Below are 24,751 nucleotides of genomic sequence, written 5' to 3' on the forward strand. Positions count from 1 at the left end.
TCCCGCCTGGTAGGACTGTGTACGACACCGGAGCGTCTCCGACGCTGTCGACCGATTCGTCTCCTCAGAACTGGATTCCATGAGCGCCATCTCCGTCGGCCAAGCCGTCGTCCTCGGAGCCGTCGAGGGAGTGACCGAGTTCCTCCCCGTCTCCTCCACCGGCCATCTGAAGATCACCGAGGGGCTGATGGGCATCCCGGTCGACGACGACGCCGTCGTCGGGTTCTCGGCCGTCATCCAGGTCGGGGCGATCGCCGCCGTGCTCGTGTACTTCCGCAAGGACATCGTGCGGATCGTCTCGGCCTGGTTCCGCGGGCTGCGCAGCCGCGAGGAGCGACACCACCACGACTACAAGTTCGCCTGGTGGGTGATCTACGCGACGATCCCGATCGTCGTGGTGGGCCTCGCCGCCAAGCCGCTCATCGAGGGGCCGCTGGCCTCGCTGTGGGTGGTCGCGGGCTCGCTGATCGTCGGCAGCGGCGTGATGTGGGCGGCGGACCAGATGGGCCGCCACAAGCGAGGCGAGGACGACACCTCGTTCAAGGACGCGATGCTGGTCGGCAGCTCCCAGATCCTCGCGCTGCTGTTCCCCGGCTTCTCCCGTTCCGGCGCCACCATGTCGACCGCGCTCATGCTCGACCTGGACCGGGTGGCCGCCACCCGGCTCTCGTTCTTCCTCGGCATCCCCGCCCTGACCGGCGCCGGCATCTACGAGCTGAAGGACGCCCTGGGCACCGGTGCCGGGGCGGCGCCCCTGGCCGTCGGCACCCTGGTGTCGTTCGTGGTCGCCTACGCCTCCATCGCGTGGCTGCTGAAGTTCGTCGCCAAGCACTCCTTCAACGCGTTCGTCATCTACCGGCTCGTCGTCGGCGTGGCGCTGTTCGGCCTGCTGGCCGCCGGGGTCCTCGACAGCTGACGGGCTCCGAAGGCCGGTGCGCAGCCGGCCGCGGTCCGACGGCGGGTCCGGCGGCGGTCCCTCGTGGAGCCCCCGGAACCGCTCTGGACCCGGGGAACGGGCGTGGGATCGCCGTGGGACCGCCTCAGGGGGCGCGGAGATGCCTTTCAGGCACCCGCCCCCTGAATTTCCTGTTTCAGGGGCGCCTTGACAGCGACGGCCGCTCACCCCGATCATCGCTCCCGTGAACCTGTCAGACAGCCAGACAGGTGGGGCGGGGCCGCGGCGCGTCAGCGCGATGGAAGCGGTACTCACCCACCTCCGCGGCGCCATCGAGCGCGGCCGCTACGCCATCGGCGACAAGCTCCCCTCCGAGGCGGAGCTCTGCCGCACCCTCGAGGTGTCCCGGCCCGTCCTGCGGGAAGCGCTGCGCGCCCTCCAGACGATGGGCCTGACCGTCGCCAAGACGGGCAAGGGCACGTTCGTGATCGCGAACACCGTGGAGGACCCCACCTTCGGCGACTACGCGGCCAGCGACCTGCTCGAAGTACGCCGGCACGTCGAGATCCCGGTCGCCGGATACGCGGCGCTGCGCCGCACCCCGGAGAACCTGGACCACCTGGCCCATCTGCTCGACCGCATGGAGCGGGAGACGGACACCACCGCGTGGGTCGCCATGGACACCCTCTTCCACCTGGGCGTCGCCGAGGCCGCCCAGAACCCGGTGTTCCGCCGGGTCATCGAGGAGATCCGGGACGCGCTGGCGCGTCAGTCGGCCTTCCTCACCGAGCTGGGCGGACGGCGTGAGCAGTCCAACCGCGAGCACCGGGCGATCGTCGAGGCGCTGATCGACGGCTCGGAGCCCGACGCGGTGGAGGCCATGAGCCATCACCTCGACCGCGTCGAGACGACCCTCACCGACATCGTGCGCGCCGCGCCCGAGGCACCCGCGTGACCCCCGCGCCGGCCGCCGACCACCCACCATCGATGCAGGCAGTGATGTACAGCATTTCTCTCGCCGACGCCCCCGCGATCCGCGAACCCCTCCACGCCCCCGTCGCCCACCTCGTCCGCGGTGGGGTGACCGAGGGCATCCACTACGGCTCCGTCGTCGTCCTCGGCACGGGCGGCGAGGTCGACCTCCAGCTCGGCGACATCGAGGCCGCGTTCTACCCGCGCTCGGCGCTCAAGCCCCTCCAGGCCGTCGCCATGGTGCGGGCCGGGCTGCCGCTCGACGGCGAACTGCTCTCGCTCGCCGCCGCCAGCCACTCCGGCGAGGAACGCCACCTCGCCGGGACGCGGCGCATCCTCGAACTGGCGGGCGTCTCGCAGGACGCCCTTCGCAACGTCACGGACCTGCCGTACGACCCGATGGTCCGCGACGCGTGGATACGGGAGGGCCGCGCGCCCTCCCGACCGGCCCAGAACTGTTCCGGCAAGCACGCGGCCATGCTTTACACGTGCACGCTCAACGGCTGGTCCCTGGACGACTACCTCGACCCGCGGCACCCGCTCCAGCAGGCCATCGCCGAGATCGTCGAGGACCTCACCGGACAGCGCATCGCCCGGGTCACCGTCGACGGATGCGGCGCCCCCCTGTTCTCGGTCTCCCTGCACGGACTCGCCCGGGCCGCCGCACGGGTGACCGCCTCCGCGCCCGGCACCCCCGAGGCGCGGGTGGCCGACGCGATGCGTGAGCACGCGGAGATGGCCTCCGGCTCCGGCCGGGACGTGGCCGCGCTGATGCGGGCGGTCCCCGGCCTGCTGGCGAAGGACGGCTTCGAGGGCGTCGAGGTCGCCGCGCTCCCGGACGGCCGGGCCGTGGCCGTGAAGATCTCCGACGGCGCGAACCGCGCCCGCGTCCCGGTCACCGCGGCCGCCCTCGTCCGAGCCGGCGTCGACCCCGCCCTGCTCACGGGTTTCGCGGGTGAGACCCTCCTGGGCGGCGGCGAACCGGTCGGCTGCGTCCGCCCGGTGCGCGCGCTGGACCCCGTCACCGTGCGCGCCTGCGCCTGACCCGACCGCGCCGGGCGCCCCCCGGCCCTCGCCGCGTGCCGGTTCCGCGCGGACGTGGCCGGGCGGCGTCCGGGAGCCGGTCGCGTGCGCCAGGCCGCCGGGTTCCGGTCCTGTCCGGCGTGCCCGAGCGCGTCACCGGCGACCTCTCCGCCCCTTCGCCCGGCACCCCCTCACCGGCGCCCACGCACCGCAACCGGGACGCGGGCACAATAGCGATCATGACAACGACCTCGTCCCGTGCCTTCCAGCCGGTCCTGGACCGCATCGCCGAGGAGATGGAACGCACCCCGGGCCGGGGCCGTCCCGCCGACTACATCCCGGCGCTCGCGGCCTGCGACCCGCGCCGCTTCGGCATGGCCGTCGCGGAGCCGGACGGCACGGTGTACGGCGTGGGGGACTGGCGGCAGCCGTTCTCCACGCAGTCCCTCACCAAGGTCTTCACCCTCGCCCTGGACCTGGCCCGCGAGGGCGACGAACTCTGGGAGCACGTGGGCCGCGAACCGTCGGGCAATCCCTTCAACTCGCTGGTCCAGCTGGAATACGAGAGCGGCATTCCCCGCAACCCGTTCATCAACGCGGGCGCGCTGGTCGTCACCGACCGGCTCCAGAGCCGTACGGGGGACGCGGCGGGCGAACTCCTGCGCTTCCTGCGCGAGGAGAGCGGCAACCCCACGCTCGGCTTCGACGAGGAGGTCGCCGCCTCCGAGTCCGCGCACGGCGACCGCAACGCCGCCCTCGCCCACTTCATGGCGGCCTACGGCAACATCGACAACGCCGTACCGGTGCTCCTCGACCAGTACTTCCGGCAGTGCTCCCTCACCGCCTCCTGCGCCGACCTCGCCCTGGGCACCGGCTTCCTCGCCCGGCACGGCGTCCGCGCCGACGGCACCCGGCTGCTCACCCGCAGCCAGGCCAAGCAGGTCAACGCGGTGATGCTGACCTGCGGCACCTACGACGCGGCCGGCGAGTTCGCCTACCGGGTCGGCCTGCCCGGCAAGAGCGGCGTGGGCGGCGGCATCATCGCCGTCGTCCCTGGTCACTGCACGCTGTGCGTGTGGAGCCCGGGTCTGGACGAACGGGGCAACTCGGTGGCGGGAGTGGCCGCCCTGGACCGGTTCACGACCCTGACCGGCCTGTCGGTGTTCTGAGCCGCCGCGCCCCGCGGACGCACAGGCCGGTCATGCGCAGGCCGCCGCCCGGAGGGCGCGATGTCGCCACGCGGTCACCCGGGGTGGACACCATCACGGAGTGCAGGCCAGGGCGTTTCCCCTCGATCTCCGTCGTTGCCAGGGTCCTGGGCCTGGTGGGGACGGCCTGTCTCGCGCTCGGTGGCGAGACGGCCGGCGCCCTGCCCGCCCGGGAACTCCTGGCCCGTCCTCGGTGCACGCCGTACTCGGCCTGGTGGGTGTGGGGCCGCGACCGCCGCGACCACGGTCGTGGCGACGGCGGTCGCGGGCACCGGCTACGGCTGGACAGCCGCCCTGGACACGCCCGTCTCCGTGGTGTGGCTGTGGTTCGACGACGCGTCCGGCGTCGACGGCTTCCTCGGTGGCAACACCTACACCTGGATCACCCTCGGCCTGCTGCTGTGGCTGCCTGTCGGTCATTTCCCCGCGGGACGACGGCCGACGAGCCGCAGCACGAGCGCGACCACGGCCCCGCCCAGTACGGCCGCGCCCGCGATCAGCGCGGCCTCCGACCAGCCGGGTGGTCCGGCGGCGACGGCGACCGCGGCTCCGGCCGGGGACGGGGACGGGGACGGGGCCGAAGCTGAAGCCGGCGCCGAGGCCGAAGCCGAGGTGGGCACCGGCTGGGGCTCCTCGCCCGGTCCGGGCCCCGGCCGTGGACGAGGGTGGGCCCGCAGCGCGTCCAGCGAGCCCACCGGATCGACCCGCCCGGCGGCCGCGAACCCCCAGTCCAGCAACTCGCGCGCCTCTTCGTAGACCTCGTAGCCGCCGCCCGCCTGAGGGTTCATCACCGTCACGACGAGGGTGCGCCCGCCCTGACGGGCGGCGGCGACCAGCGTGTTGCCGGCGTTGGTGGTGTAGCCGTTCTTGATCCCGATCAGGCCCGGGTACGGCTCGACGCCGTCCGCCCCGGTCAGCAGCCGGTTGGTGTTGGCGATGCCGTACGACTCGTCCCCGTCTCCGGGGAACTCCGCCTCGGCGGTGCCGCAGTACCGCGCGAAGTCCGCGTTGCGCAGCCCCGCCCGCCCGAACACCGCCAGGTCGTACGCCGAGGACACCTGGCCCGGAGCGTCGTATCCGTCGGGCGACAGCACGTGGGTGTCCAGCGCGCCCAGGGAGCGCGCCGTGGCCTGCATCCGGGTGGCCGCGGCCTGCCAGCCGCCGCTGAGGGCCGCCAGTACGTGCACGGCGTCGTTGCCCGAGTTGAGGAACACCCCGCGCCACAGGTCGGCGACCTTGTACGTGTGCCCCTCGGCGACCCCGACGAGGCTGCTGCCGGGCCCGATGCCCATGAGTTCCTCCTCGCTCACCCGGTGCCGGAGCTCGCCGGGCAGGACGGGCAGCACCGTGAGGGCGAACAGGGTCTTGAGGGTGCTGGCCGGAGGCAGTCGGCGGTGGGCGTTCGACGCGGCGAGCACCTCACCCGTCCGCGCGTCGGAGACCAGCCAGGACAGCGCCGAGACGTCGGGGACCTCGGGGGCGCCGTGGTGGGGCCTGACCTGCGTCCCGGAGCGGTAGAGCACGGACGGCCTCGGCACCGTGACCTGTGGGTTGCCCGGTACCCCGGGCCCGCCCGGCCCACCGGGTCCGCCCGGTCCGCCCGGCGCACCCGGCGCACCTGCTCCACTTGGTCCCTCGGGCGTCGCGGGGTCCGCGCCGGCCGGGGCGGCGGCCACGGCGGGGCCGAGGGCGAGGACGCCCGCCACACAGAACGCGCAGGCCGTCGCAGCGGCCCGGGAAGAGAATCCGATCGTCATACGAGCAACGTAGGAATGAACCCGGCGATCCCGGCGCTGCCCGTGCCGGACACGGGGCGCGTGCACCCGGATGCCGCACGGGCGGCCCTATGCGGCGGGCAGGGTCGGCTGGATGCGGCGCAGAAACGCCGTGTTGTCCGGGGTCTCGCGCATGCGTTCCAGGAGCGTCTCCAGGTTCGCCTGGCCGTCCCGGGTCCGCAGCGCCCGGCGCAGACCGCGTACGGCGCTCAACTCGGCGGGGGAGTAGAGGAGTTCCTCTCGCCGGGTGCCGGAGGCGTCGATGTCGACGGCCGGGAAGACCCGACGGGAGGCCGGTTCGCGGTCGAGACGGAGCTCCATGTTGCCGGTGCCCTTCAGCTCCTCGAAGTAGAAGTCGTCGGCGCGGGAGCCCGTTTCGACCAGGGCGGTGGCGAGGATGGTGAGCGTGCCGCCCTCCTCGGCCGCCCGCGCGGCGCCGAAGAACCGCTTGGGGCCGATCAGCGCGGTCGCGTCGACACCGCCGCTGAGGGTGCGGCCCCCGGCGGCGGCCGCGTTGTTGTGGGCCCGGCACAGCCGGGTCAGCGAGTCGAGGAGGATCACGACGTCCTCACCCGCCTCGACGAGCCGCTTGGCCCGCTCGATGACGAGTTCGGCCAGCGCGATGTGCTGCCTGGGTGCCCGGTCGAACGTCGAGGCGTACACCTCGCCGCGCACGGAGCGCCGCATGTCGGTGACCTCCTCGGGCCGTTCGTCGAGCAGGACGACCATCAGCCGCGCCCCGGGATGGTTGGCGGCGACGGCGGCGGCGATCTGCTGGAGGAGCACGGTCTTGCCGGTCTTCGGCGGGGCGACGATCAGTCCGCGCTGTCCCTTGCCCACCGGTGCGAGGAGATCCACGACCCGTCCGGCGAGCCCGGCCGCCGGGTGTTCCAGGCGGAGCCGCTCGTGGGGGTGGACGGGCGTGAGGTCGCGGAAGTGGCGACGAGCGCGCAGTTCCTCGGGCGGACGTCCGTCGACGCGGGCGACCTCGGTGAGGGCGCGCTGGGTACCGCGCACCCCTTCGACGAGGTCGCCCCTGCGCAGGCCGTGACGGCGGATCAGCGCCGGCGGGACCTGGAGGTCGGCGGGTGTGGACAGACAGTCGGCGGGGCGCAACTGCCCCTTCCCGCTCGCGTCGATGTCGAGGACGCCGGCGGCGACCCGGGCCGGAGGCTGCCGCAGTACAGGGGGGTGTTCGAGAGTGGTGGTCATGGTGGAGGGTCCTTTCACGGACGGGACATGAGGCATGAGACATGAGGCATGCGAAGGGGGGTGCGGCCGCGAAGGGAGGGCGCTCGGCGCGCCTCGGGCGGCGGGAACAGCACCTCGGCCACGGCGGAAACCGGATGGCGATCGAGATGGTGCGGGAAAGCCGTTGCGCCGGCCGGAAACGGCGGGCGACACGGCGAAGTGGGTGAAGGGAATCGGCACCGGCGCCCTCAGGAGGGGCGTACACAAGTACCATCGGCAATGTAGCACACCGCTCGGTCCCGAAGACGTCAACACGCCCACGACGCCGCTTGTTCCCCACGGCGCGGCACGGCACGGCGGGGCACGGCACTGCGAGCCGGCCGCCCGCTGGACCGGGTGGAGGCGGAGCAGGCGGGGCGGGGAAATCCCGATGCAGGCCGGGGCGTCAGCGGAGCCGGGCCAGGGCCTCCGGCGTAAGGAGTTCGGCGAGCTGCTCCAGCAGGGCGATCGTGCGGGCGACCTCGGCGGGGTCCTCCGTCCCGAGCGCCGCGCCGACCGCCGCGTCGACGGGGGCGGCGGCGACTTCGGCGCGCCGCCCGGAGACCTGCGGGGCGCGGCGCAACAGGGTGCGGCGGCGGTCGGCCGGATCCGGCGTGACCACGACGGAGTTCACTTCCCGCAGCCGGGCCACGCACCCGGAGACCGCGCTCTGCGGCAGCCCCGTGCGGGTGGCGATCTCGCCGACCGTGGTGTCGGCATGGGCGTAGATGTCGAGCATCACGATCAGCACGGAACGCGTGTTGGTGGAGTACCGGCCGACGCCCTCCGTGGGGATCGCCTCTTCGCCGATCTTCATCAGGGTGCGGCCCAGCAGGAAGAGCTCCACTCCGTTCATGGCCACAGGTTACATCCGTCCTGATGTATCTGGATCAATGCATCTTTCTTGATGTATCAGAATTGATGGATTAGCTTGGGCGGTGTCAACTCGTGCGACCGACCGAGGAGTTCCCATGCGGGCCGCCCTGACCGTCCCCGGCGCCACCCTCCACTACGAACTGCGCGGCAGCGGACCCCTGTTGCTCGTCGCGCAGAGCGGTGAGGGAGACGCCAACCGCAGTGACGCGATGGTCGACCACCTCGTCGGCTCGTGCACCGTCCTGACGTACGACCGCCGTGGTCTGTCCCGGAGCGTGCTCGACGAGCCTGGATCAGGTGCGACCCTGGACCAGCACGTGGACGACGTCCACCGGTTGTTCGCCACCCTCACCGACCGGCCCGCCCTGATGCTGGGGTGCAGCATGGGGGCGGTGATCGGCCTCCGGCTCGCGGCGCGGCATCCGCGAAGCCTGAGCACGCTCGTCGCGCACGAGCCCGCCATCCCCGGTTTGCTGCCCGAGGCCGAACGGGAGCGCACCCAGGTCGAACTGGACGAGATGCGGGCGACCTTCGAACGGGACGGCTGGATCGCGGGTGTGCGGATGATCGGCCGACTGCTCGGCATCGACCCGGCCCGGCAGGAGACCGAACCGGGTGCGCGACTCGCCCCGCTCGACGCCTCCCGCCAGGCGAACTTCGACTTCTTCATCCGCCACGACGCGCTCACCATGCGCGACGCCGACCTGTCCCCGGCCGAACTCGACGCCCTCGCGGCCGGACCCGTACGCATCCTCCCGGCGGCCGGCCGCACCACCCCCAGGACCGTCTTCGACTACCGCTGCGCGCAGGAGCTGGCCGCCGGGCTCGGTGCCGGCCTGGCCCACTTCCCCGGCGGGCACAACGGCAACATCACCCACCCGAAGGGCTTCGCGGAGGTGCTGCTCGACCTGCTGTGAGGTCCGCCGTCCGCGTTGCCGTCATACCAGCCAATTCCAGCCCTACGAACCCCTGATGCCCACGGGCCGACGCATTTCTTGTCCCGGCGAAAGGCTCTCCCTGCGCTGCCGCCACCGCACTTGGGCGTGCGCATGGCCCGGGTCGGTGACCCCGAGGGAAGTCCCATCCCGGACGGGCAACGCGTGCGGCGGCTCCGCGAGCCGAGGAGCGCCGCCCCGGCAGCGCGCACGGGAGAGGCCGGGCGAATGTCCCGGCCTCTTCCGGGTTCTCCCACAGATGTCCCCAGAGGGTAACGATCCGTGACCGCAGGGGACTTGACCGCTATTACTGCACTATCTTCACGTCATGTCCACGCCGCCTCAGCCTCCGCAGCAGCCGGAGCAGCCGTCCGAGGCGCCGGCCCAGCCGAGCGCGTACCCCTATCCGCATCCGCAGTCGCCCGCTCCCGGCGGGCCGATGGGTTTCCCACCGGCGGCGCCCGCCACCCAAGCCGGCCAGCAGAGCGTGTACGCCCAGCCGACCCTGGTCGGGCAGCCCGCTCAGCCCCATCCGGTCAACCCCTACCTCCAGCAGAGTCCGTACCCCGTGGTCGGCCCGCCGCCCGGAAGCGGGGGCGGTGGCGCGCGCAAGGCCGTCCTGTGGGCCGTCGTCGGCGCGGTGCTGGCGTCCGCCGCCTGGGCCGCCGGCGTCTTCCTCCTCGGAGCCGAAACCGACCCGGACCTGCGGGGCTACGCGGCGCCGTCGAATCTGTGCAACTCCACCGACTACTCGTCCTTCAAGGAGGAGTACCCGGACAACGACAGCTCCCCGACGCACAACAACCTCAAGGACGACGCCCTCGACGAGAGCCTGTGCAGCCTCAGCCTGAAGAAGACCGGCTCGAGCTACGCGGACGCCTACCTCTACGTCCAGATCGACCTGCACAAGAAGACCGACCCCGGGCCGGAGTTCACCGCCGCCTGGAAGAACTACCCCGACAGCCACTCGGGCTATGACGTGGAGACCATCACCGGAATCGGTGACGAGGCCTATCTCGTCAGCGACGACACCACGTCCGGCTCGACGAGCGGCTCGCTGTACGCGACGCTCGCCGTGCGGGAGGGCTGGGTGACGTACACGATGAGTTACAGCGCCTACTACTCCTCGTACGACGAGGACAAGGACCCGCCGACGCTCGAAGAGGTCACGGGCTACCTGAAGACCGACACGAGGACGACCCTGGAGGACCTCAAGGGCTGAGGCCCGGCCAGGGCAGGGGGACGCACGGCGCGGCGGCCGGCGCGCGGGCAGGCGGCAACGCCTCGGCGGCCGGCCTCCGGCGCGCCGGTCGCCGGGCCCGGCAACGCCTGTGTGGCGGAAGGAGCCCGTACCCTCACCGTGGCCTGACCTCAGGAGGCGGCGGCCGCGCGGGTCTCCGCCTCCTTCAGGATCTGGTCGAACTGCGCGCCCATCGCCGCCGCGAGAGCCTGGGCGCCCGACAACGGGCGGACCATGACGGTGAGTTCGTCGATGAGCCCCTCCTCGTTCAGGTGGATGAAGTCGCAGCCGGTCAGTTCCCGCTCGCCCACCCTGGCCCTGAACACCAGCGCGTGGTCACGGCCGTCGGCTCCGTCGAGCTCCCGCTCGTAGCGGAAGTCCTCGAAGACGCGCGTCACCCCCCGCAGGATCGACGCGGTGATCGCCTTGCCCGGGTACGGCTTGAACACGACCGGACTGGTGAACACCACGTCCTCGGCCAGCAGCGCCTCGACGGCCTCGAGATCGCCGGCCTCGACCGCCTCACGGAACGCGCGCATCGGATCCCCTCGCAGCGTAAATAGTAAATTTGTTGAGTAGGTGCCGAAGAGAATAATCACGTCCTGCTACCGTGTCCATATGTCCCTCAAGTACGCCGTCCTGGCCGCCCTCCTGGAAGGCGAGGCCTCGGGCTACGAACTGTCGAAGGTCTTCGACGTCTCCCTCGCGAACTTCTGGCCCGCGACCCCGCAGCAGCTCTACCGCGAACTGGAGCGCCTCGCGCAGGACGGCCTGATCGAGGCACGGGTGGTGCAGCAGGAACGCCGGCCCAACAAGAGGATGTTCACCCTCACCGAGGCCGGCCGCGCGGACCTGGACACCTTCGCCGCCACCCCGCCGCGGCGCCCCACCGCCATCCGCGACGAACTCCTCATCAGGATCCAGGCGATGGACGGCGTGGACCCCGAGGTGACCCGCGGACTGATCGAGGAACGGATGACCTGGGCCCGCGCCAAGCTCGGCCGGTACCGGCGGGTGCGCGACCGCCTTCTTGACGGGCGCACCGAAGACGTCTACCTCACCGAGGCCGACCGCATCGGCCCCTATCTGACGCTGATGGCCGGCATCGGTTTCGAGGAGACGAACCTGGCCTGGTGCGAACGCGCCCTGCTGCTCCTGAAGCGGCGGACGGCCGTAGGCTGACGCGGATGTTCAGTCCCGAAGGCCCCACCCTGCGCGAACTCGCCGTCCAGGCGCTGTCGTCGGTCGAGCACGGCTACGACCTCCTCGCGCCGAAGTTCGACCACACGCCCTTCCGTACCCCGGACGCGGTCCTGGACGCGGTCGCCGCGGCGCTGAAGGAGTCCGGCCCCTACGCGGACGGCCTCGACCTGTGCTGCGGCACGGGGGCAGGGGTCGAGGTGCTGGGGACGGTGTGCCGGGAGAGCGTGACGGGCGTCGACTTCAGCGCCGGCATGCTCGCCCAGGCGCGCCGGCGGGTCCGTCCGGAGGGCCCCCGGGTGTCCTGGGTGCGCGCGGACGCCCGCGCCCTGCCGTTCACCGGCGCGTTCGACCTGGTCGTCAGCTTCGGCGCGTTCGGGCACTTCCTGCCCCGCGAGCTGCCGGGCCTGTTCGCCGAGGTGCGGACCGCGCTGCGACCGGGCGGATGCTTCGCCTTCCCTGTCCTGGCCCCGCCGAGGCGGTCCTCGCCGGCGTTCTGGATGCTCCTCGGCTTCGACGCCGTGATGCGGGTGCGCAACGCCCTGTGGCGGCCGCCGTTCGTGATGTACTACCGCGCCTTCCGGCTCGGTGAGGTGCGGCGCGAACTGGAGCGCGCGGGGTTCCGCGTGGACCTCCGCGCCCTGCCCGGGTTCGGGACGAGGGACGACGGAAGTCCACGGGTGCGCATGGTCGAGGCGCGCCGGACGGACCGCTGAGCAGGTCTGCCGAGCCGACGGTCCGCCGGGCCGACGGTCCGCCGGGCCGGTCGGAACCGGATCACCCGGCCGCGGGCAGGGTGAAGGCGTAGACGAGCGCATCCCGTCGGGTGTCCACCACCAGGTCGGTGATCTCCAGGGGGCGCGCGTACTGGTCGTGCACGCGCCGGGTGACCCGCATCGACGGGTCGTCGTCGAGGTGGGTGATGCAGTCCCGGTGGTGCAGGGTCAGGCCCGCCCGGCGCATCCAGTCGTAGGCCCGCCGGAGCTCGGGGGAGGCGTTCGAGTCGGCGCGGTCGCGGTAGCGGGCCAGTTCCTCCACCTCGGCCAGGGCCACCGGAGAGAAGGACGTGACGGCCGTACGCAGACCGCGTCCGTCGGCGCGCGCGGACTCGTAGCGGTGCACCAGCGTCGGGTGGTGCGGGGCGAGTCCGAGCGCCTCGGCGTGGTCGGGCGGGGGTGTCTCCCAGCTGACGGCGGCATGGGCCACCGCCGACGGATCGTCCGCGGGCCGCGCCCCGACGGGAAAGGCGAGGAACGACGCGGTGCCGAGCGGCCCGCCCGGCAGGGCGGCGTGGCTGCCCCGCCGGTCGGTCTCGACCAGCCCGTCGCCGCGCAGGACCTCCAGGGCCTGTCGTACGGTCTGCCGGCTGACGCCGAAGTGAGCGGCCAACCGCCGCTCGGCCGGCAGCCGTTCGCCGGGCGCGATGGTGCCGTCGCGCAGCTCGCCGAGCAGTTCCGTGGCGATCCGCCGGTACAGCGGCCCGTCGTCGGGCCGCGGGTGGACGTGAGGGGTGCTGGGGGTGGTGCTGCGGGCCATGCCGCGCGCCTCCTGTAGGTGACGTGCCGTGGTCGTACGGACTCGGTGCGCCACCAGATCTAGCATTGGTCTAAACCAGCAGGGAAGAGCGGGCGGCCCGATCGGCCGAAACCGGACCGCCCCACCCCCTCCCCGCGGCCGCGCGGCGGCTGTGCTCAGAGCGCGCTGTACAGGGCGTCCACCAACGCCGTCTTCCGCGGGTCGTCGGCGATGTGCGGCCCCATACGGTTCATCACGTACCCCAGCGACACCCCCGCCTCCGGGTCGGCGAGCCCGCACGAGCCGCCGAAGCCGTCGTGTCCGAAAGCGCGCGGGTTGGGTCCGTACGATCCGCTCGGGCCGCTGAGCCACAGCCCGAGCCCGATCTCCGTCTCGTGCGCGAGCCCCGGCCCGAGCACCAGGTCGAGGCATGCCCCCTGACCCTCGCGCACCCGCTCGGCCGCCTCGGCGGAGAGGACGCGCCGGCCGCCGAACGCGCCCCGGCCCGCGAAGATCCCGTAGAGCGCGGCCACCGCCCGCGCGGTGCCGTGGCCGTTCGCCGCCGGGATCTCCGCGGCTCGCCACCGCGGCGAGCCGGCCTCGGCCGCGCCCACCACCGGATTGGTCAGGGCGGCGAGGGCCGCCGGCGCCAACCGGCTCAGGATCGCGGCCTGTTCGTCGGAGGAGGCGGCCGGCGGACGCACCAGTTCGGCGGCCCGTCCGGCCTCCTTCTCCGGCAGTCCGATAGTGAAGTCGACGCCCAGCGGGCCGGTCACCTCCCGCTCCAGAAAGGCCCCCGGGAGCAGCCCCGACACCCGCCGCACCAGCTCTCCGACCAGGAAGCCGTAGGTGAACGCGTGATAGCCGGACCGGGTGCCCGGCTCCCACCAGGGCTCCATGGCCGCGAGACGCGCGGTGGTGAGCTCCCAGTCGTAGAGCTGGTCGAGCGAGTGCGGCTCGCGCAGCCCGGCCAGGCCCGCCCGGTGGGACAGCAGATGCCGGACCAGGACGCGCTCCTTGCCGGCCGCGCCGAACTCCGGCCAGTACTTGGCCACCGGAGCGTCGAGGTCGAGCAGTCCCCGGTCGGCGAGGAGGTGCGCGCACAGCGCCGTCGGTCCCTTCGACGTGGACCACACGTTGACCAGCGTGTCCCGCTCCCACAGGCGTGTGCGCGCGGCATCGGCCCAGCCGCCCCACAGGTCGGCCACCGTCCGGCCGTCTACCGTGACGCTCACCGCGGCGCCCAGTTCGTCCCGGCCGCGGAAGTTCTCCTCGAAGGCCGCGCGCACCGCCCCGAACCGCGGGTCGCAGTATCCCTGGATCTGTGGAACGCGCTCGGACATGGGCCCTCCGTGGTCCGCCGGGGCGCCGGACCGCGCCGATGCGGCCCGGGCACCCCGAACGTACCGACTGGTCGGACCGGACGGAAGTCCGAGGGGCGGTCCTCGGTCACAGGAGGAACGTCGTCGTCCCCGTCGGTTCCCGGTGTCCCTCGGCCGTGTGCCAGTAGTCCCGTGACTCGACCGCCAGCCCGGCGTCGTCGAACCGGACGAAGACACAGCCGGCCAGCGTGGTCGCCGCCCCGTCCTCCTCGGACAGCACCCGGAACTCGGCCGCCGCGACCCCGTCCGCGCCCACCACCGGAGGCGAGAACCGCACGTCGGTCACCCGCTCCGCCGCGAACGACCAGCGCAGATAGGCCTCCAGCTCGGCCCGCCCGCGGTGTGGCGCGCGGAACGGCATCGACCGGTGGACACAGGTCTCCGCGTACAGCTCCAGCAGCGCCGGCACGTCGTGCGACGCCCAGGCCCGCTCCCACACCGCGACGAACCGCTCGGCGGCGGCACGCGTGTCCACGGGCCGGCCCTCAGACGTAGGACCGCAGCCAGCGCAGCTTGGCCGCCTCCTGGTAAGGGCCGCCGCCCTCATGGTCGTTGAAGTCGTACACCTCGATCGCCTTGTCCTCGTGCGCCCACGCGTTGAAGGCGGCGAACACGGTCGAAGGCGGGCAGGTCTGGTCCTCCAGGGCTGCCGAGAACAGCGCGGGGGCCGAGCCCCGGGACGCGAAGTGCACGCCGTCGAAGTACGCCAGGGTGCCCAGGACGTCCTGGGCGCGGCCGCGGTGCGTCTTGAGGAACAGGCCTATCTCGCGGTAGGGGTGACGGTCCGTCAGGATAGCCGCGCGCGGGAAGTCGCACAGGAACGGCACGTCCGGGGCGATGCCCGCCAGATCCGGCACCAGACCGCCCACGGCGATCGTGATGCCGCCGCCCTGGCTGCCGCCGATCGCCACGGTCCGCGCGGCGTCGGTCAGCGGGTGGGAGCGGGCCGCCTCGACCGCGCGCACCGCGTCCGTGAACACCCGGCGGTAGTAGTAGTTATCCGGGGCGTCGATGCCTCGCGTCATGAAACCGGGATACGCGGGCGCGCCGCCCACCGGGTCCGCGGTACCGCCGCCACCGCCCCAGGCGCTGCCCTGGCCGCGGGTGTCCATGATGAAGTGCGCGCGGCCCGACGACGCCCACAGCAGGTGCTCGTGCGGCAGCCCGCGGCCACCGCCGTAGCCGACGAACTCCACGACCAGCGGCAGCGGTTCGGTGGCCCCTGAGGGCAGCGTCAGCCAGCCCTTGACGGGGTGGCCGCCGAACCCGGCGAAGGTCACGTCGTACACCAGCACCGTCGTCAGGCCCGTGTCGACCGGCTCGAAGCGGGCGTCCAGCTCGTGCTCGCGGGCCTCCTGGAGGGTCTTGGACCAGAACGCGTCGAAGTCCTCGGGCTCGACGGACGCGCTGCGGTAGGCGCGGAGCTCGTCGTCGGCCAGGTCGAACAGGGGCATGAAGGACCGCCTTTTGTTAAGTGCCCATACGAATGATCACACCGTACGTGGGCACCGGGACGCCTCGCCAGACCCTGTCCAGGAGCTTCAGGCGGGCCTGCGGCGGGTCCACTGGGGCTCCGTGCGGGCCCACTCCCGCTCCCACTCGCCCAGCCGGTGCCGCATCGCCACCCGGCGGACCGCGACGTGCCCGAGGAGCACCACGGCGGCGGTGCCCCCGGCGCCGCACACCCCCATCGTGAAGGCGTGCTGCCACACCATCGTGTCGTTCGGCGGCGGGGCCACGCTGCGTCCCCGGGTGTCGAACCAGACGTCCAGCACGTCACCCGCGCGCGTGCCCGCCGGGACCCGGGCGGTCGCCGTCCGCGCGTGTTCACCCGGCGGGGTCCACCGCACGGTCACCGGGAACGTCTGCTGTCTGACGCCCTCCACCGAGGGCATGGTCTCGGGCACGTGGCCGACGACCTCGACGCGCTCGCGATGGCGTTCGGCCCGCAGCCGGTCCGCGACCGCCTGGGCGTCGGCATGCCCCCACCGGCCGGCGAACGCCCCGGCCAGCGGTACGGCGACCAGCAGCAGGACGGCGACGAGCAGTGCCGTCCACGCCTCCAGCACATCCGACCGGCGTCGCAGCGGATTGTCCCGCCGGCGCCAGCCCCGCACCCGGCTTCGCATGTCGACCTCCTCGCCGTCATACGTACGAGTGCCCACATGAGCGGCATACCCCGTTCGGAGTACATCGTTTCACGCATCGTTCACGTCGGCCCCTTGGCAGCCGCTGGGCCGGGACGGACGAGGCGGGACCGGGCCGGCGGGACGGGCCGGGCGGCCGGTGGGGCAGGTCGGTCGGCGGGCCGTCGGGCGGGTCAGCCGAAGCGCTCGATCCGGATGCGGTCGACCGGCTGCCCCGCCCGGACCAGCAGCCGTGAGGCGTGCTCGGCGAACGCGTTGGACCCGCACACGTACGCCTCCCAGCCGCCCGCGGGCGCCTCGGCGAGCAGCGGGGCGAGGTGATGAGCCGCGAGCCGCCCCACGGGCGTGCCCCGCGGCGCGCTCCGCGTGAACACGGGCGTCGTCTCGGCGCCGTACTCCCGCGCGTAGATCAGCTCTTCGGGGCCGCGCGCGGACACCAGCAGCCGCAGCGGCACGTCGAGGCCGCGCGCGCGGTGGTGACGGACCATCGACATCAGCGGGACGACCCCGGAACCGGCGCCGATCAGCAGCGCGGGCCGGTCGCCCGGCCAGGCGAAGAAACCGCTGAGCGGACCCCGCACCTGGACCTCGTCACCCGGCCGCGCCCGGGTGTGGAACCAGCCCGAGACCTCGCCGCCGTCCACGTGGTCCAGGGTCAGCTCGACGTGCCCGCCGTCGTCGGGCGCGGAGGCGATCGAGTAGTGCCGTTGGGCGGTGTAGCCGTCGTCGGCGGTGAGCCGCAGCATCAGGTGCTGGCCGGGCAGATGCCCCGCCCAGGCCGGCACCGCGAACCGGAAGGTGGCCGCCCGCGGGGTCTCGCGGCGGATCTCGGTGAGCGTCGCCGTCTGCCACAGCGCGGCGGCCTGACCGCTCACGGCGATCCGGCCGGGAACCGCGAACCGGGTCGGGGGAGTGAAGGTCTCAGTCACCGGAGTACCGCTGCTCCTCCCACGGGTTGCCCCGCGCGTGATAGCCGTTCTGCTCCCAGAACCCCGGCTCGTCGTGGTCGAGGAGGCGCAGGCCCGCGATCCACTTGGCGCTCTTCCAGAAGTACAGGTGCGGCACCAGCAGCCGCGCCGGACCGCCGTGCTCCGCCGTGAGGGGCTTGCCGTCGTACTCCCAGGCGATCCACGCCCGTCCGCCGGTCAGGTCGGACAGCGGCAGGTTGGTGGTGTAGCCGGTGTGCGCGTACGCGACGGCGTGGGTGGCGGACGCGTCGGGCCGGACGGCCGCGAGGAACGCGTCCAGGGACACGCCACCGAACCGGACCCCGAACTTGGACCAGCTCGTCACACAGTGGATGTCGCCCTCGTACGCGGACTCCGGCAGCGCGTGCGCCTCGTCCCAGTCCCAGGTGCGGGGCTCCGCCACCAGTCCGTCGACGCGGAAGGTCCAGTCCGCGGGCGCGAGGTCGGGTGTGACCTCGGCGGACAGCACGGGCCAGTCGTCGCCGGCGTCGTACTGCCCTGGAGGCAGTCCCGGAAGGTGGACACGGGGGCGGCCGGTGAAGCCTCGGGTGACGTTCATGCGGTTCCAGCGGGAGGACGGCGGTTGTTCACGCCATCAACCGTACGTGCATGTCAGCCATGGTCCGCACCCGGTCCGCCCGCCGATCATTAAGCGCGTATGAACAGTCCCGCGCGCGGGGAATAGCCACCGGGCCCCGGCCCTTGCACGTGTCGTTCCGGATCCAGCGGTCCAGCGGTCCGGTGCCAGCGAAGGAGAGTGGGAGCAATGCCGAAGGCGTACGTCTTCACCCGGTACGGCGGCCCGGAGACCGAGGCCCCCGTCGACCCGGACCACCCCCGGCCCGGGCCCGGCGAGGTGCGCGCCGCGATGCGCGGCGCGGGTGCGGACCTGATGGGCGAGGCGCTGTGCGCGGTCGGGAGCGGCCGCCCCCGGGGCAAGGCCGCCCGGAAGATCGGAGCGGACGCGTGAGCACCTCCGAAACCCCGCACGTCCTCGACAACCCCGCCCGGGCCTCCCTCACCGGCCCGCACGCCCACTTCGCCGAGCGCCGGGGCCGGGTGCTGCGCTACCCCGTCGACGTCTCGCCCTGGCTGGCACTCCCCGACGAGCCGGACGCGGGCGACTGGGCGGATCTCGCCGCGCTCGCGGGCCCCGGCGCGGAGGTCCCGCTGCCGGGTTTCCGCGGTGAGCTGCCGCCCGGCTGGGAGCTCACCTTCCAGATGGAGGGCGTGCAGTTCGTCGACGACGGGCTGGCCGCCGCACCCGAACCCGAGGCGGTCCGGCTCGGCCCCGCCGACGTCCCCGAGATCCTCGACCTGATCGCCCGGACCCAGCCGGGGCCGTTCGAGGCCCGGACCATCGAACTCGGCACCTACCTGGGCATACGACGGGACGGCGCCCTGATCGCCCTGGCGGGCGAGCGCCTGCGTCCGCCGGGCTGGACGGAGATCAGCGCCGTCTGCACCGACCCCGCCTTCCGGGGCGAGGGACTGGCGACCCGGCTGATCCTGGCCGTCGCCCACGGCATCCGCGAACGCGGCGAGACGCCCTTCCTGCACACCAGCGCCGCCAACACGAACGCCATCCGCCTCTACGAGTCCCTGGGCTTCCGGCTGCGCCGCAGAACGGCGTTCCTGGCGGCCCGGGTACCGCAACGGCTGGGGGAGGGGCGGGAGCCGGTCCCGGTGGCGTAGCGGGTCACGGGGACGGCTCGGGAGGCAGGTCGCTCGGGGCGGCGGGCGCGCGCCACGCGTTGTAGCGCACCAGGTACTCCGCGAACCGCTCCAGGTCCTCCTCCGGCCACCGCGCCAGCCGTTCCCGGAAGGCCGTGCGACGGCTCTCGGTGACCTGGGCGAGGATGCGGCGACCCGCGTCGGTGAGGTGGAGGACCTGGACGCGGTGGTCCCGGGGATCCTGGCGCCGCTCGATCAGATCGGCGTGCTCCAGGGCGCCGACCTGCCGGCTGACGGTGGACTTGTCCAGCGCGTAGTGCGCGGCGAGGTCGGTGGCCCGGCAGCCGCCGCTCTCCTCCAGGTGGCCGAGGAGCGTGTACGACACCAGCGACAGCTCGGGGTGCAGCCGGCCCGCCGAGGCCCGGGCCCGCCGGGCGAAGCTCGTCATCTCCCGCTGGATCGTCTCCACCGCCTCGGCCGCTTCCACCGGGCCTCCCTCCCTAGCCTGGTTGCATAGTACAACTTCGGCGGCTGGGTGCGGGGCCCGTGGGCCGGGAACGGCATGCGGGCCTTGGGGTAGGGTGGCCGTCCGGCTGCGGAGGTTCCCAGTCGTGGCGAGACCCCGGAGGTGAGACCCATTACCGCAGCGTCAGGTCGGGTGCTCTCCTCCCGTGGCAGCGTGGATCGCCGCCGGTAGGCGACCGTGAGAGCGCCCTTCGGCTTCCGAAAGGCTCTTAGGCTCCATGCCCCCTCGTCCTCCCGCCTCTTCACCCTCGCCCTCTTCCTCTGCCTGCCCCTCTCCGGGTTCTTCTTCGCCTGTCGTTCGCCCCTTCTCGTCCTCCGCCCCCTCCGCGTTCCGTGACGCCCTGGTCGCCGCTCTGCGGGGTGCCGGATGCGTGTTCGCCGAGGACGAGGCGGAGTTGATCCTCACCGCGGCCCGCACGCCGCACGAGGCGGAGGCCATGACGGCTCGCCGCACGGCAGGCCTGCCCCTCGAACACGTCGTCGGCTGGGCCGAGTTCCACGGTCTGCGCATCGCCGTCGAACCGGGCGTCTTCGTGCCCCGCCGCCGCACCGAGTTCCTCGTCGACCAGGCCCTCGCCGCGGTGCCGCACGCCTCGGTCGTCGTCGACCTGTGCTGCGGCTCGGGCGCGGTCGGCGCCGCGCTGGCCGCCTCCCTCGGACCGGTCGAGCTGCACGCCGCGGACATCGACGCGACGGCGGTGAACTGCGCCCGGCGCAACCTCGCCGACTTCGGCGGACACACCTACGTCGGCGACCTGTTCGCGGCGCTTCCCGGCCGACTGCGCGGCCGCATAGACATCCTGGCGGCGAACGTGCCCTACGTCCCCAGCGGCGAGGTGCCGCTGCTGCCGGCGGAGGCCCGGGACCACGAGCCGCTCACCGCTCTCGACGGTGGCGGTGACGGGCTGGACGTGCTGCGCCGGGTCGCCGCCGAGGCGCCGTACTGGCTCGCCCCCGGCGGCTGCCTCCTCGTCGAGACCAGCGAGCGTCAAGCACCGGCCGCCGTCGAGGCGTTCACCCGTGGCGGTCTGACGGTGCGTCTGGCGGAGGAGGAGGAGCTGTACGCCCACGTCGTCGTCGGCGCCAGGGTCAGGTAGCGGCTCCGCTGCCCGTGGGACCGGGGGAGCGGTCGTCCCCGTGGTTCCACGGGCCGTGCCCCGGGGAGTCGCCGCGCCGGTCGCCCGGGCCGCGTTCGTCGAAGGTGCCGGACAGGACACGTTCGGCGGTGTTCTCGTCACCCGAGCGGGAACCGACGACGCGGACGGTGTCGCCCTTCTTCAGCGCGCCGGCCCCGGAGCCGGAGGCGTTGTCGGCGGAGACGGTGGCGTCCGCGCCCACCGTCCACGTCCACGAGGCGCCGTCCTCACTCTTGACGGTGACCTGGTCCCCGGCCACCTTCTGCACGGTGCCGCGCTGCCAGACGCGGACGATCCAGTCGCCGGTGTCGGGGTCCTTCACGGTCGCCTCACCGTGCGCGGCGTCCCCGCGGAGGCCGGACCACGGGCCGCCGTGGCCGTGCCGTCCGCCGGGCCCCTCGGAGGAGGACGCGGACGGCGACGCGGACGGCGAGCCGCCGCCGGAGTCCCCCGAGGTCGCCGCGTACGCGACGGTGCCGCCGAGCGTCAGGACGGCCACGGTGGTGGCCGCGAGCACCGCCCGCCCGCGGGCCGACCGGCGCCGCCAGAGCGTGCGCAGGTCCGCGCGGTCCCGTTCCGCGTCGACCGGGCCCGAGAGCAGCTCGACCTCTTCCGGCCCCTGGGGCCTGTCCGGCTCCTGCATCACGGCTCACTCTCCCTCGGCCACGACGGCGGCACCACTGCCACGCCTCTCTGTGATTGTCCGAGGTGCCCGGTAAGGAAGCGATAACAAAAGCCTGTGAATCGGGCGGCCGGCGCCGCTCACTCCCCGGCCCGCGCACGCGCCACGAGCAGCGCCACGTCGTCGTGGTTGTCGGGGTGGTGCAACGCGCTCAGCAGCAGTTCGCAGAGCTCCTCCAGCGGCCGTGCGGGATCGTCGAGCAGCGCCAGCAGGGCCTCCAGACGCTCGTCGAGCGAGTGGGTGCGGGTCTCGACCAGGCCGTCCGTGTACAGCACGAGCTGATCGCCGGGGGTGAAGTCGACGTCGGTCGTGGAGAACGGCACCCCGCCCACGCCCAGCGGCGCACCGGTGGGCAGGTCGAGCAGCTCCGGCGGACGGCCCGGGCGGATGTGCGCCGGCGGCAGATGGCCGGCGTTGGCGATCCGGCATCTCCCCAGCCGGGGGTCGTGGACGGCGTACACGCAGGTGGCGATGGAGTGGTCCAGGCCCTGGGTGATCCGGTCCAGGTGGTCCAGGAGGACCGCCGGGTCGAGGTCGAGGGAGGCCAGGGTGGTCGTCGCGGTGCGCAGCCGCCCCATCGTGGCGGCGGCGTCGATACCGCTGCCCATCACGTCCCCGACGACGAGCGCCGTCTTGCCGTCCGGGAGCGGGATGACGTCGAACCAGTCGCCGCCGACCTCGGTGGTGGCGCCGGCGGGCTGGTAGCGGGAGGCGACCTCCAGGCCGCCGATGACGGGCGGATGGCTCGGCAGCAGGCTGCGCTGGAGGGTGAGCGCGGTCGTGCGGGCGCTCTGGTACCAGCGGGCGTTGTCGATCTGGACGGCCGCGCGGGCCGCCAGCTCGCGCGCGAGCAGCAGGTCGTCATGGCCGAACGGCAGCGGATTGCGGGTCCGCTTGAGGTCGAGGGCGCCCAGCACCTCGCCCCGGGCGATGAGCGGTACGGCCAGATAGGAGTGCACGCCGGCCCGCGCCAGCAGGGCTGCCGCCTCCGGGGAGTGGGCGATGCGTCCGAGGTCCTCGTCCTTGACCTGGGCCACCATGACCGGCCGGCCGGAGCGTACGCACTCGGTGACGAGCCGGTCGGGCGCGTAGCGGGCCACCTGGCCGGGCTGGTCGGCCGCCCGCAGCGCGTCGGGTTCGTCGGCGGCGCGCACCGCGAGGGCGCGGATCACGGCCGATTCGGCGGGCCCGAGGCTGGTGCGGCGGCCCGCCATCACCGCGTCGAGCAGGTCCACCGCGGCCACGTCCGCCAGTTCCGGCACGGCCACGTCGGCGAGTTCGAACGCGGTGCGCTCCAGGTCGAGGGTGGTGCCGATCCGGGTGGAGGCGTCGGCGATCAGGGCCAGCCGGCGGCGGGCCGCCTCGGCCTCGACGGCCGCCCGGTGCCGGTCGGTGACGTCGGCGACCGAGACGGCCACGCCCAGCACGGTGCCCCGGGCGTCCTCCAGGCGGTACAGGGAGAGGGACCAGACGTGGTCCTCGTCCGGGTCGGCGGGGGTGCGGCCGACCGTCGAGCGGTCGACGAGCGGCTCGCCGGTCCGCAGCACCTGGCGTGCCGCCGCCTCCAGGGCCTCCGCGTCCACCAGGGGCAGCACCTCGTGGACGGTCCGGCCGAGGTGGTCCGCGGCCGGAACGCCGTTGATCCGCTCCAGCGCCGGGTTGACCGAGACGTACCGCAGGTCGGTGTCCAGGACGGCGAGGCCGTTGGGGGACTGCGCGACCATCCGCGTCGACAGCGCCAGGTCCCGCTCCAGCCGGCGCACCGTCGTCCGGTCGGTGGCGAGCCCCAGGGCGTAGACGTCGCCCCGGTCGTCCATGAGCCGCATGTTGCGGAACTCCACCAACCGGGTGGTGCCGTCCTTGCGCAGGATCGGGAACGCGCCCGCCCAGCTCTCACCGGTGGCCATGACGTCGGCGAACAACTGCACGACCAGGTCGACGTGCCGTTCGTGGACCATCACATGGGCGGCGTACCGGCCCAGCGCCTCGTTGGCCGAGTACCCGAACAGCTCCTCCGCCTGGGGGCTCCACAGGGCGATGCGCCCCTGGGTGTCGAGCACCACAGAGGCCACGTTGAGCACGTCCAGCAGGCCGCTGGGCCCGGTCGGCCCACCGCCGTCAGCCGCGGACGATCCGGCTCCGTTCATGCCACGCACCGCCTCCGCGTATCGATGCGGCACGCCGTCCCCCGTGCCGACTCCCCTGTTCTACCGTGCTCAACCCTTTTCTCCCACGCCTCGGGCACCCTTCTTCATGCTCCTCCAGTACGGCGTCGCGCGCCGTTCTCCTCAAGGTCCGCACCTGTCCATGGAATTGGTCTGTACATGACCACGACGCCGGGCCAGACTGTCCGCCGAGCGCGCCCACCCCCCTCGACGAGGAGTCCCATGCCCCTGCGTCCTGCCCGCCGCCGTCGTACCACGGCCGGCCCCGCCCGCACGGTCCGCGCCGGCTTCCTGGCGCTGGCCGTGGCAACGGTCACCGTCCTCTCCGGGGCCCCGCCCGCCGCGGCCGCCGACACCTGGACCGAGGTCGGCTCCGACCGCGCCGACCCGCTGACCGAGAGCCAGGGGCTGACGTCGGTCGAGGTCCCGGCGGGCAGCGCCAACCGCTACACCGGCATCGGCACCATCCCCTTCTCCGTCTCCACCCGGGGCTGGAACCACGTCGGCGACCCGGACGCCTCTTACGAGGGCTATTACGTCGAGCCGTACCAGAGCGACTCGAACAACGCGAAGATGTACCGCGTGCAGGCGCCGGGCGGCGCCTGGTCGGAGTACGTCCACGCGCTCGGCTCCGGCGAGGCCCTGAACAACTCCTGGGTCGCGATCACCCCGGACAGCCAGTGGATGCTGTCCGGCGAGTGGGGCACCATGACGCGCTTTCTCGTCTTCCCGACGCCGGGTGCCAACTCCGCCACCTCGCCGTCCGCGAACCTGCCGCAGGCCTCGACCGTCCGCCTCGACCACGCCGTGCGCGACGTCCAGGGCTGCGACTTCACCGGACCGACCACGCTCCTCTGCGCCTCGGACGACCCGGCGGGCACGCTCTTCGGCATCACCAAGCCGCTCCTCCGGATCGACCTGTCCGCCGCGCCGAACGGCACCTCCGACGTCACCGGCCATGTCACCGCCCTGCGGCAGCTGCCGCTGCGCAGCTCCTGCTCGGGCACCTTCGAGGCGGAGGGCATCGACTACGACCGCCGGTCCGGCACCCTGCGGGTGATCGTCGTCTCGCCCGGGTTCTGTGTGCTGACCGACAGCAAGACCTACCGCTTCACCCGGAGCTGACCGGGCCCGACCGGGCATCCGGCGTCCCTCCTGTCGCTGGTCCCACTCGGAAAGTGATGCTTTTCTGGGGATGTGGCG

26 protein-coding genes are annotated in these 24,751 nt (G+C 73.2%); 12 read left to right on the forward strand and 14 right to left on the reverse strand.

Annotated features, from left to right (window positions below; genetic code table 11):
- Nucleotides 1-79: 79 nt before the first annotated feature.
- The 4 genes from OG440_RS33990 to OG440_RS34005 all read left to right on the forward strand — a co-directional run bounded on the left by OG440_RS33990 (nucleotide 80) and on the right by OG440_RS34005 (nucleotide 4,059).
- A complete protein-coding gene (locus OG440_RS33990; protein WP_406010583.1) occupies nucleotides 80-916 on the forward strand; it encodes an undecaprenyl-diphosphate phosphatase in 837 nt (278 codons plus the stop codon).
- A 277-nt stretch (nucleotides 917-1,193) separates the two neighbouring features.
- The gene (locus OG440_RS33995) at nucleotides 1,194-1,850 is read left to right on the forward strand and encodes a FadR/GntR family transcriptional regulator (protein ID WP_406011534.1); all 657 of its coding nucleotides are present in this window, start codon (nucleotides 1,194-1,196) and stop codon (nucleotides 1,848-1,850) included.
- Between the two features lie 44 nt (nucleotides 1,851-1,894).
- Nucleotides 1,895-2,911, forward strand: coding sequence for an asparaginase (locus tag OG440_RS34000; protein ID WP_406011535.1), 1,017 nt, complete (start codon nucleotides 1,895-1,897; stop codon nucleotides 2,909-2,911).
- Between the two features lie 218 nt (nucleotides 2,912-3,129).
- Nucleotides 3,130-4,059 carry a glutaminase gene (locus tag OG440_RS34005; RefSeq protein WP_406010584.1) on the forward strand — a complete coding sequence of 310 codons (930 nt, stop codon included), beginning with the start codon at nucleotides 3,130-3,132 and terminating at the stop codon, nucleotides 4,057-4,059.
- Between the two features lie 455 nt (nucleotides 4,060-4,514).
- Here OG440_RS34005 and OG440_RS34010 read toward each other — a convergent pair whose 3' ends face one another.
- The 3 genes from OG440_RS34010 to OG440_RS34020 form a co-directional block, all read right to left on the reverse strand.
- Nucleotides 4,515-5,855 carry a D-alanyl-D-alanine carboxypeptidase family protein gene (locus OG440_RS34010; RefSeq protein WP_406010585.1) on the reverse strand — a complete coding sequence of 447 codons (1,341 nt, stop codon included), beginning with the start codon at nucleotides 5,853-5,855 and terminating at the stop codon, nucleotides 4,515-4,517.
- Nucleotides 5,856-5,942: 87 nt separating this feature from the next.
- On the reverse strand, nucleotides 5,943-7,085 hold the full coding sequence (gene rho, locus OG440_RS34015) for a transcription termination factor Rho (protein WP_406010586.1): 1,143 nt from the start codon (nucleotides 7,083-7,085) through the stop codon (nucleotides 5,943-5,945).
- Nucleotides 7,086-7,509: 424 nt separating this feature from the next.
- Complete coding sequence (locus OG440_RS34020; RefSeq protein ID WP_406010587.1) at nucleotides 7,510-7,959, reverse strand: MarR family transcriptional regulator; 450 nt, start codon at nucleotides 7,957-7,959, stop codon at nucleotides 7,510-7,512.
- 115 nt (nucleotides 7,960-8,074) lie between these two features.
- Between OG440_RS34020 and OG440_RS34025 the strand changes: the two genes are divergently transcribed.
- Together OG440_RS34025 and OG440_RS34030 are read left to right on the forward strand one after the other, a co-directional pair.
- Nucleotides 8,075-8,896 (forward strand): alpha/beta fold hydrolase, encoded by an 822-nt coding sequence (locus OG440_RS34025; RefSeq protein WP_406010588.1) that lies wholly within the window; start codon nucleotides 8,075-8,077, stop codon nucleotides 8,894-8,896.
- Between the two features lie 346 nt (nucleotides 8,897-9,242).
- Entirely contained in the window at nucleotides 9,243-10,136 is an 894-nt protein-coding gene (locus OG440_RS34030) for a hypothetical protein (RefSeq protein ID WP_406010589.1), read from the forward strand.
- Between the two features lie 149 nt (nucleotides 10,137-10,285).
- Here OG440_RS34030 and OG440_RS34035 read toward each other — a convergent pair whose 3' ends face one another.
- Nucleotides 10,286-10,693, reverse strand: a complete 408-nt coding sequence (locus OG440_RS34035) for a nuclear transport factor 2 family protein (protein ID WP_406010590.1) — start codon at nucleotides 10,691-10,693, stop codon at nucleotides 10,286-10,288.
- Between the two features lie 79 nt (nucleotides 10,694-10,772).
- On the opposite strand from OG440_RS34035, the gene OG440_RS34040 reads away from it, so the two are divergent.
- Complete coding sequence (locus OG440_RS34040; protein WP_406010591.1) at nucleotides 10,773-11,336, forward strand: PadR family transcriptional regulator; 564 nt, start codon at nucleotides 10,773-10,775, stop codon at nucleotides 11,334-11,336.
- 5 nt (nucleotides 11,337-11,341) lie between these two features.
- On the forward strand, nucleotides 11,342-12,070 hold the full coding sequence (locus OG440_RS34045) for a class I SAM-dependent methyltransferase (RefSeq protein WP_406010592.1): 729 nt from the start codon (nucleotides 11,342-11,344) through the stop codon (nucleotides 12,068-12,070).
- Between the two features lie 61 nt (nucleotides 12,071-12,131).
- On the opposite strand, the gene OG440_RS34050 is transcribed toward OG440_RS34045, so the two are convergent.
- The 7 genes from OG440_RS34050 to OG440_RS34080 all read right to left on the reverse strand — a co-directional run bounded on the left by OG440_RS34050 (nucleotide 12,132) and on the right by OG440_RS34080 (nucleotide 17,925).
- Nucleotides 12,132-12,890, reverse strand: coding sequence for a GntR family transcriptional regulator (locus OG440_RS34050; RefSeq protein WP_406010593.1), 759 nt, complete (start codon nucleotides 12,888-12,890; stop codon nucleotides 12,132-12,134).
- A 155-nt stretch (nucleotides 12,891-13,045) separates the two neighbouring features.
- Nucleotides 13,046-14,212 carry a serine hydrolase domain-containing protein gene (locus OG440_RS34055; protein WP_406010594.1) on the reverse strand — a complete coding sequence of 389 codons (1,167 nt, stop codon included), beginning with the start codon at nucleotides 14,210-14,212 and terminating at the stop codon, nucleotides 13,046-13,048.
- A 106-nt stretch (nucleotides 14,213-14,318) separates the two neighbouring features.
- The gene (locus tag OG440_RS34060) at nucleotides 14,319-14,726 is read right to left on the reverse strand and encodes a nuclear transport factor 2 family protein (RefSeq protein ID WP_406010595.1); all 408 of its coding nucleotides are present in this window, start codon (nucleotides 14,724-14,726) and stop codon (nucleotides 14,319-14,321) included.
- 10 nt (nucleotides 14,727-14,736) lie between these two features.
- A complete protein-coding gene (locus OG440_RS34065) occupies nucleotides 14,737-15,705 on the reverse strand; it encodes an acetylxylan esterase (RefSeq protein WP_406010596.1) in 969 nt (322 codons plus the stop codon).
- A gap of 87 nt (nucleotides 15,706-15,792) precedes the next feature.
- Entirely contained in the window at nucleotides 15,793-16,380 is a 588-nt protein-coding gene (locus OG440_RS34070) for a hypothetical protein (protein ID WP_406010597.1), read from the reverse strand.
- Nucleotides 16,381-16,571: 191 nt separating this feature from the next.
- Entirely contained in the window at nucleotides 16,572-17,327 is a 756-nt protein-coding gene (locus OG440_RS34075) for a ferredoxin reductase (protein WP_406010598.1), read from the reverse strand.
- Nucleotides 17,320-17,925, reverse strand: coding sequence for a sulfite oxidase-like oxidoreductase (locus OG440_RS34080; RefSeq protein ID WP_406010599.1), 606 nt, complete (start codon nucleotides 17,923-17,925; stop codon nucleotides 17,320-17,322). The genes OG440_RS34075 and OG440_RS34080 overlap by 8 nt, the downstream gene beginning before the upstream one ends.
- Before the next feature lie 207 nt (nucleotides 17,926-18,132).
- On the opposite strand from OG440_RS34080, the gene OG440_RS34085 reads away from it, so the two are divergent.
- The gene (locus OG440_RS34085) at nucleotides 18,133-18,336 is read left to right on the forward strand and encodes a hypothetical protein (RefSeq protein WP_406010600.1); all 204 of its coding nucleotides are present in this window, start codon (nucleotides 18,133-18,135) and stop codon (nucleotides 18,334-18,336) included.
- Nucleotides 18,333-19,061: a GNAT family N-acetyltransferase gene (locus OG440_RS34090; RefSeq protein ID WP_406010601.1), complete on the forward strand. Its 729-nt coding sequence runs from the start codon at nucleotides 18,333-18,335 to the stop codon at nucleotides 19,059-19,061. The genes OG440_RS34085 and OG440_RS34090 overlap by 4 nt, the downstream gene beginning before the upstream one ends.
- A 4-nt stretch (nucleotides 19,062-19,065) precedes the next feature.
- Here the strand turns inward: OG440_RS34090 and OG440_RS34095 are convergent, their stop codons facing one another.
- Nucleotides 19,066-19,527, reverse strand: coding sequence for a MarR family winged helix-turn-helix transcriptional regulator (locus tag OG440_RS34095; RefSeq protein ID WP_406010602.1), 462 nt, complete (start codon nucleotides 19,525-19,527; stop codon nucleotides 19,066-19,068).
- A 256-nt stretch (nucleotides 19,528-19,783) separates the two neighbouring features.
- On the opposite strand from OG440_RS34095, the gene OG440_RS34100 reads away from it, so the two are divergent.
- Complete coding sequence (locus OG440_RS34100) at nucleotides 19,784-20,662, forward strand: putative protein N(5)-glutamine methyltransferase (protein WP_406010603.1); 879 nt, start codon at nucleotides 19,784-19,786, stop codon at nucleotides 20,660-20,662.
- Here OG440_RS34100 and OG440_RS34105 read toward each other — a convergent pair.
- Nucleotides 20,655-21,344: a hypothetical protein gene (locus OG440_RS34105; RefSeq protein WP_406010604.1), complete on the reverse strand. Its 690-nt coding sequence runs from the start codon at nucleotides 21,342-21,344 to the stop codon at nucleotides 20,655-20,657. The two genes, OG440_RS34100 and OG440_RS34105, sit on opposite strands and share 8 nt — an antisense overlap.
- Before the next feature lie 119 nt (nucleotides 21,345-21,463).
- On the reverse strand, nucleotides 21,464-23,530 hold the full coding sequence (locus OG440_RS34110) for a SpoIIE family protein phosphatase (protein ID WP_406010605.1): 2,067 nt from the start codon (nucleotides 23,528-23,530) through the stop codon (nucleotides 21,464-21,466).
- A 240-nt stretch (nucleotides 23,531-23,770) separates the two neighbouring features.
- On the opposite strand from OG440_RS34110, the gene OG440_RS34115 reads away from it, so the two are divergent.
- The gene (locus OG440_RS34115; protein ID WP_406010606.1) at nucleotides 23,771-24,673 is read left to right on the forward strand and encodes a hypothetical protein; all 903 of its coding nucleotides are present in this window, start codon (nucleotides 23,771-23,773) and stop codon (nucleotides 24,671-24,673) included.
- The last annotated feature ends 78 nt before the right edge of the window (nucleotides 24,674-24,751 follow it).

This window comes from Streptomyces sp. NBC_00637 (genome assembly GCF_045161545.1).
Lineage (GTDB): Bacteria > Actinomycetota > Actinomycetes > Streptomycetales > Streptomycetaceae > Streptomyces.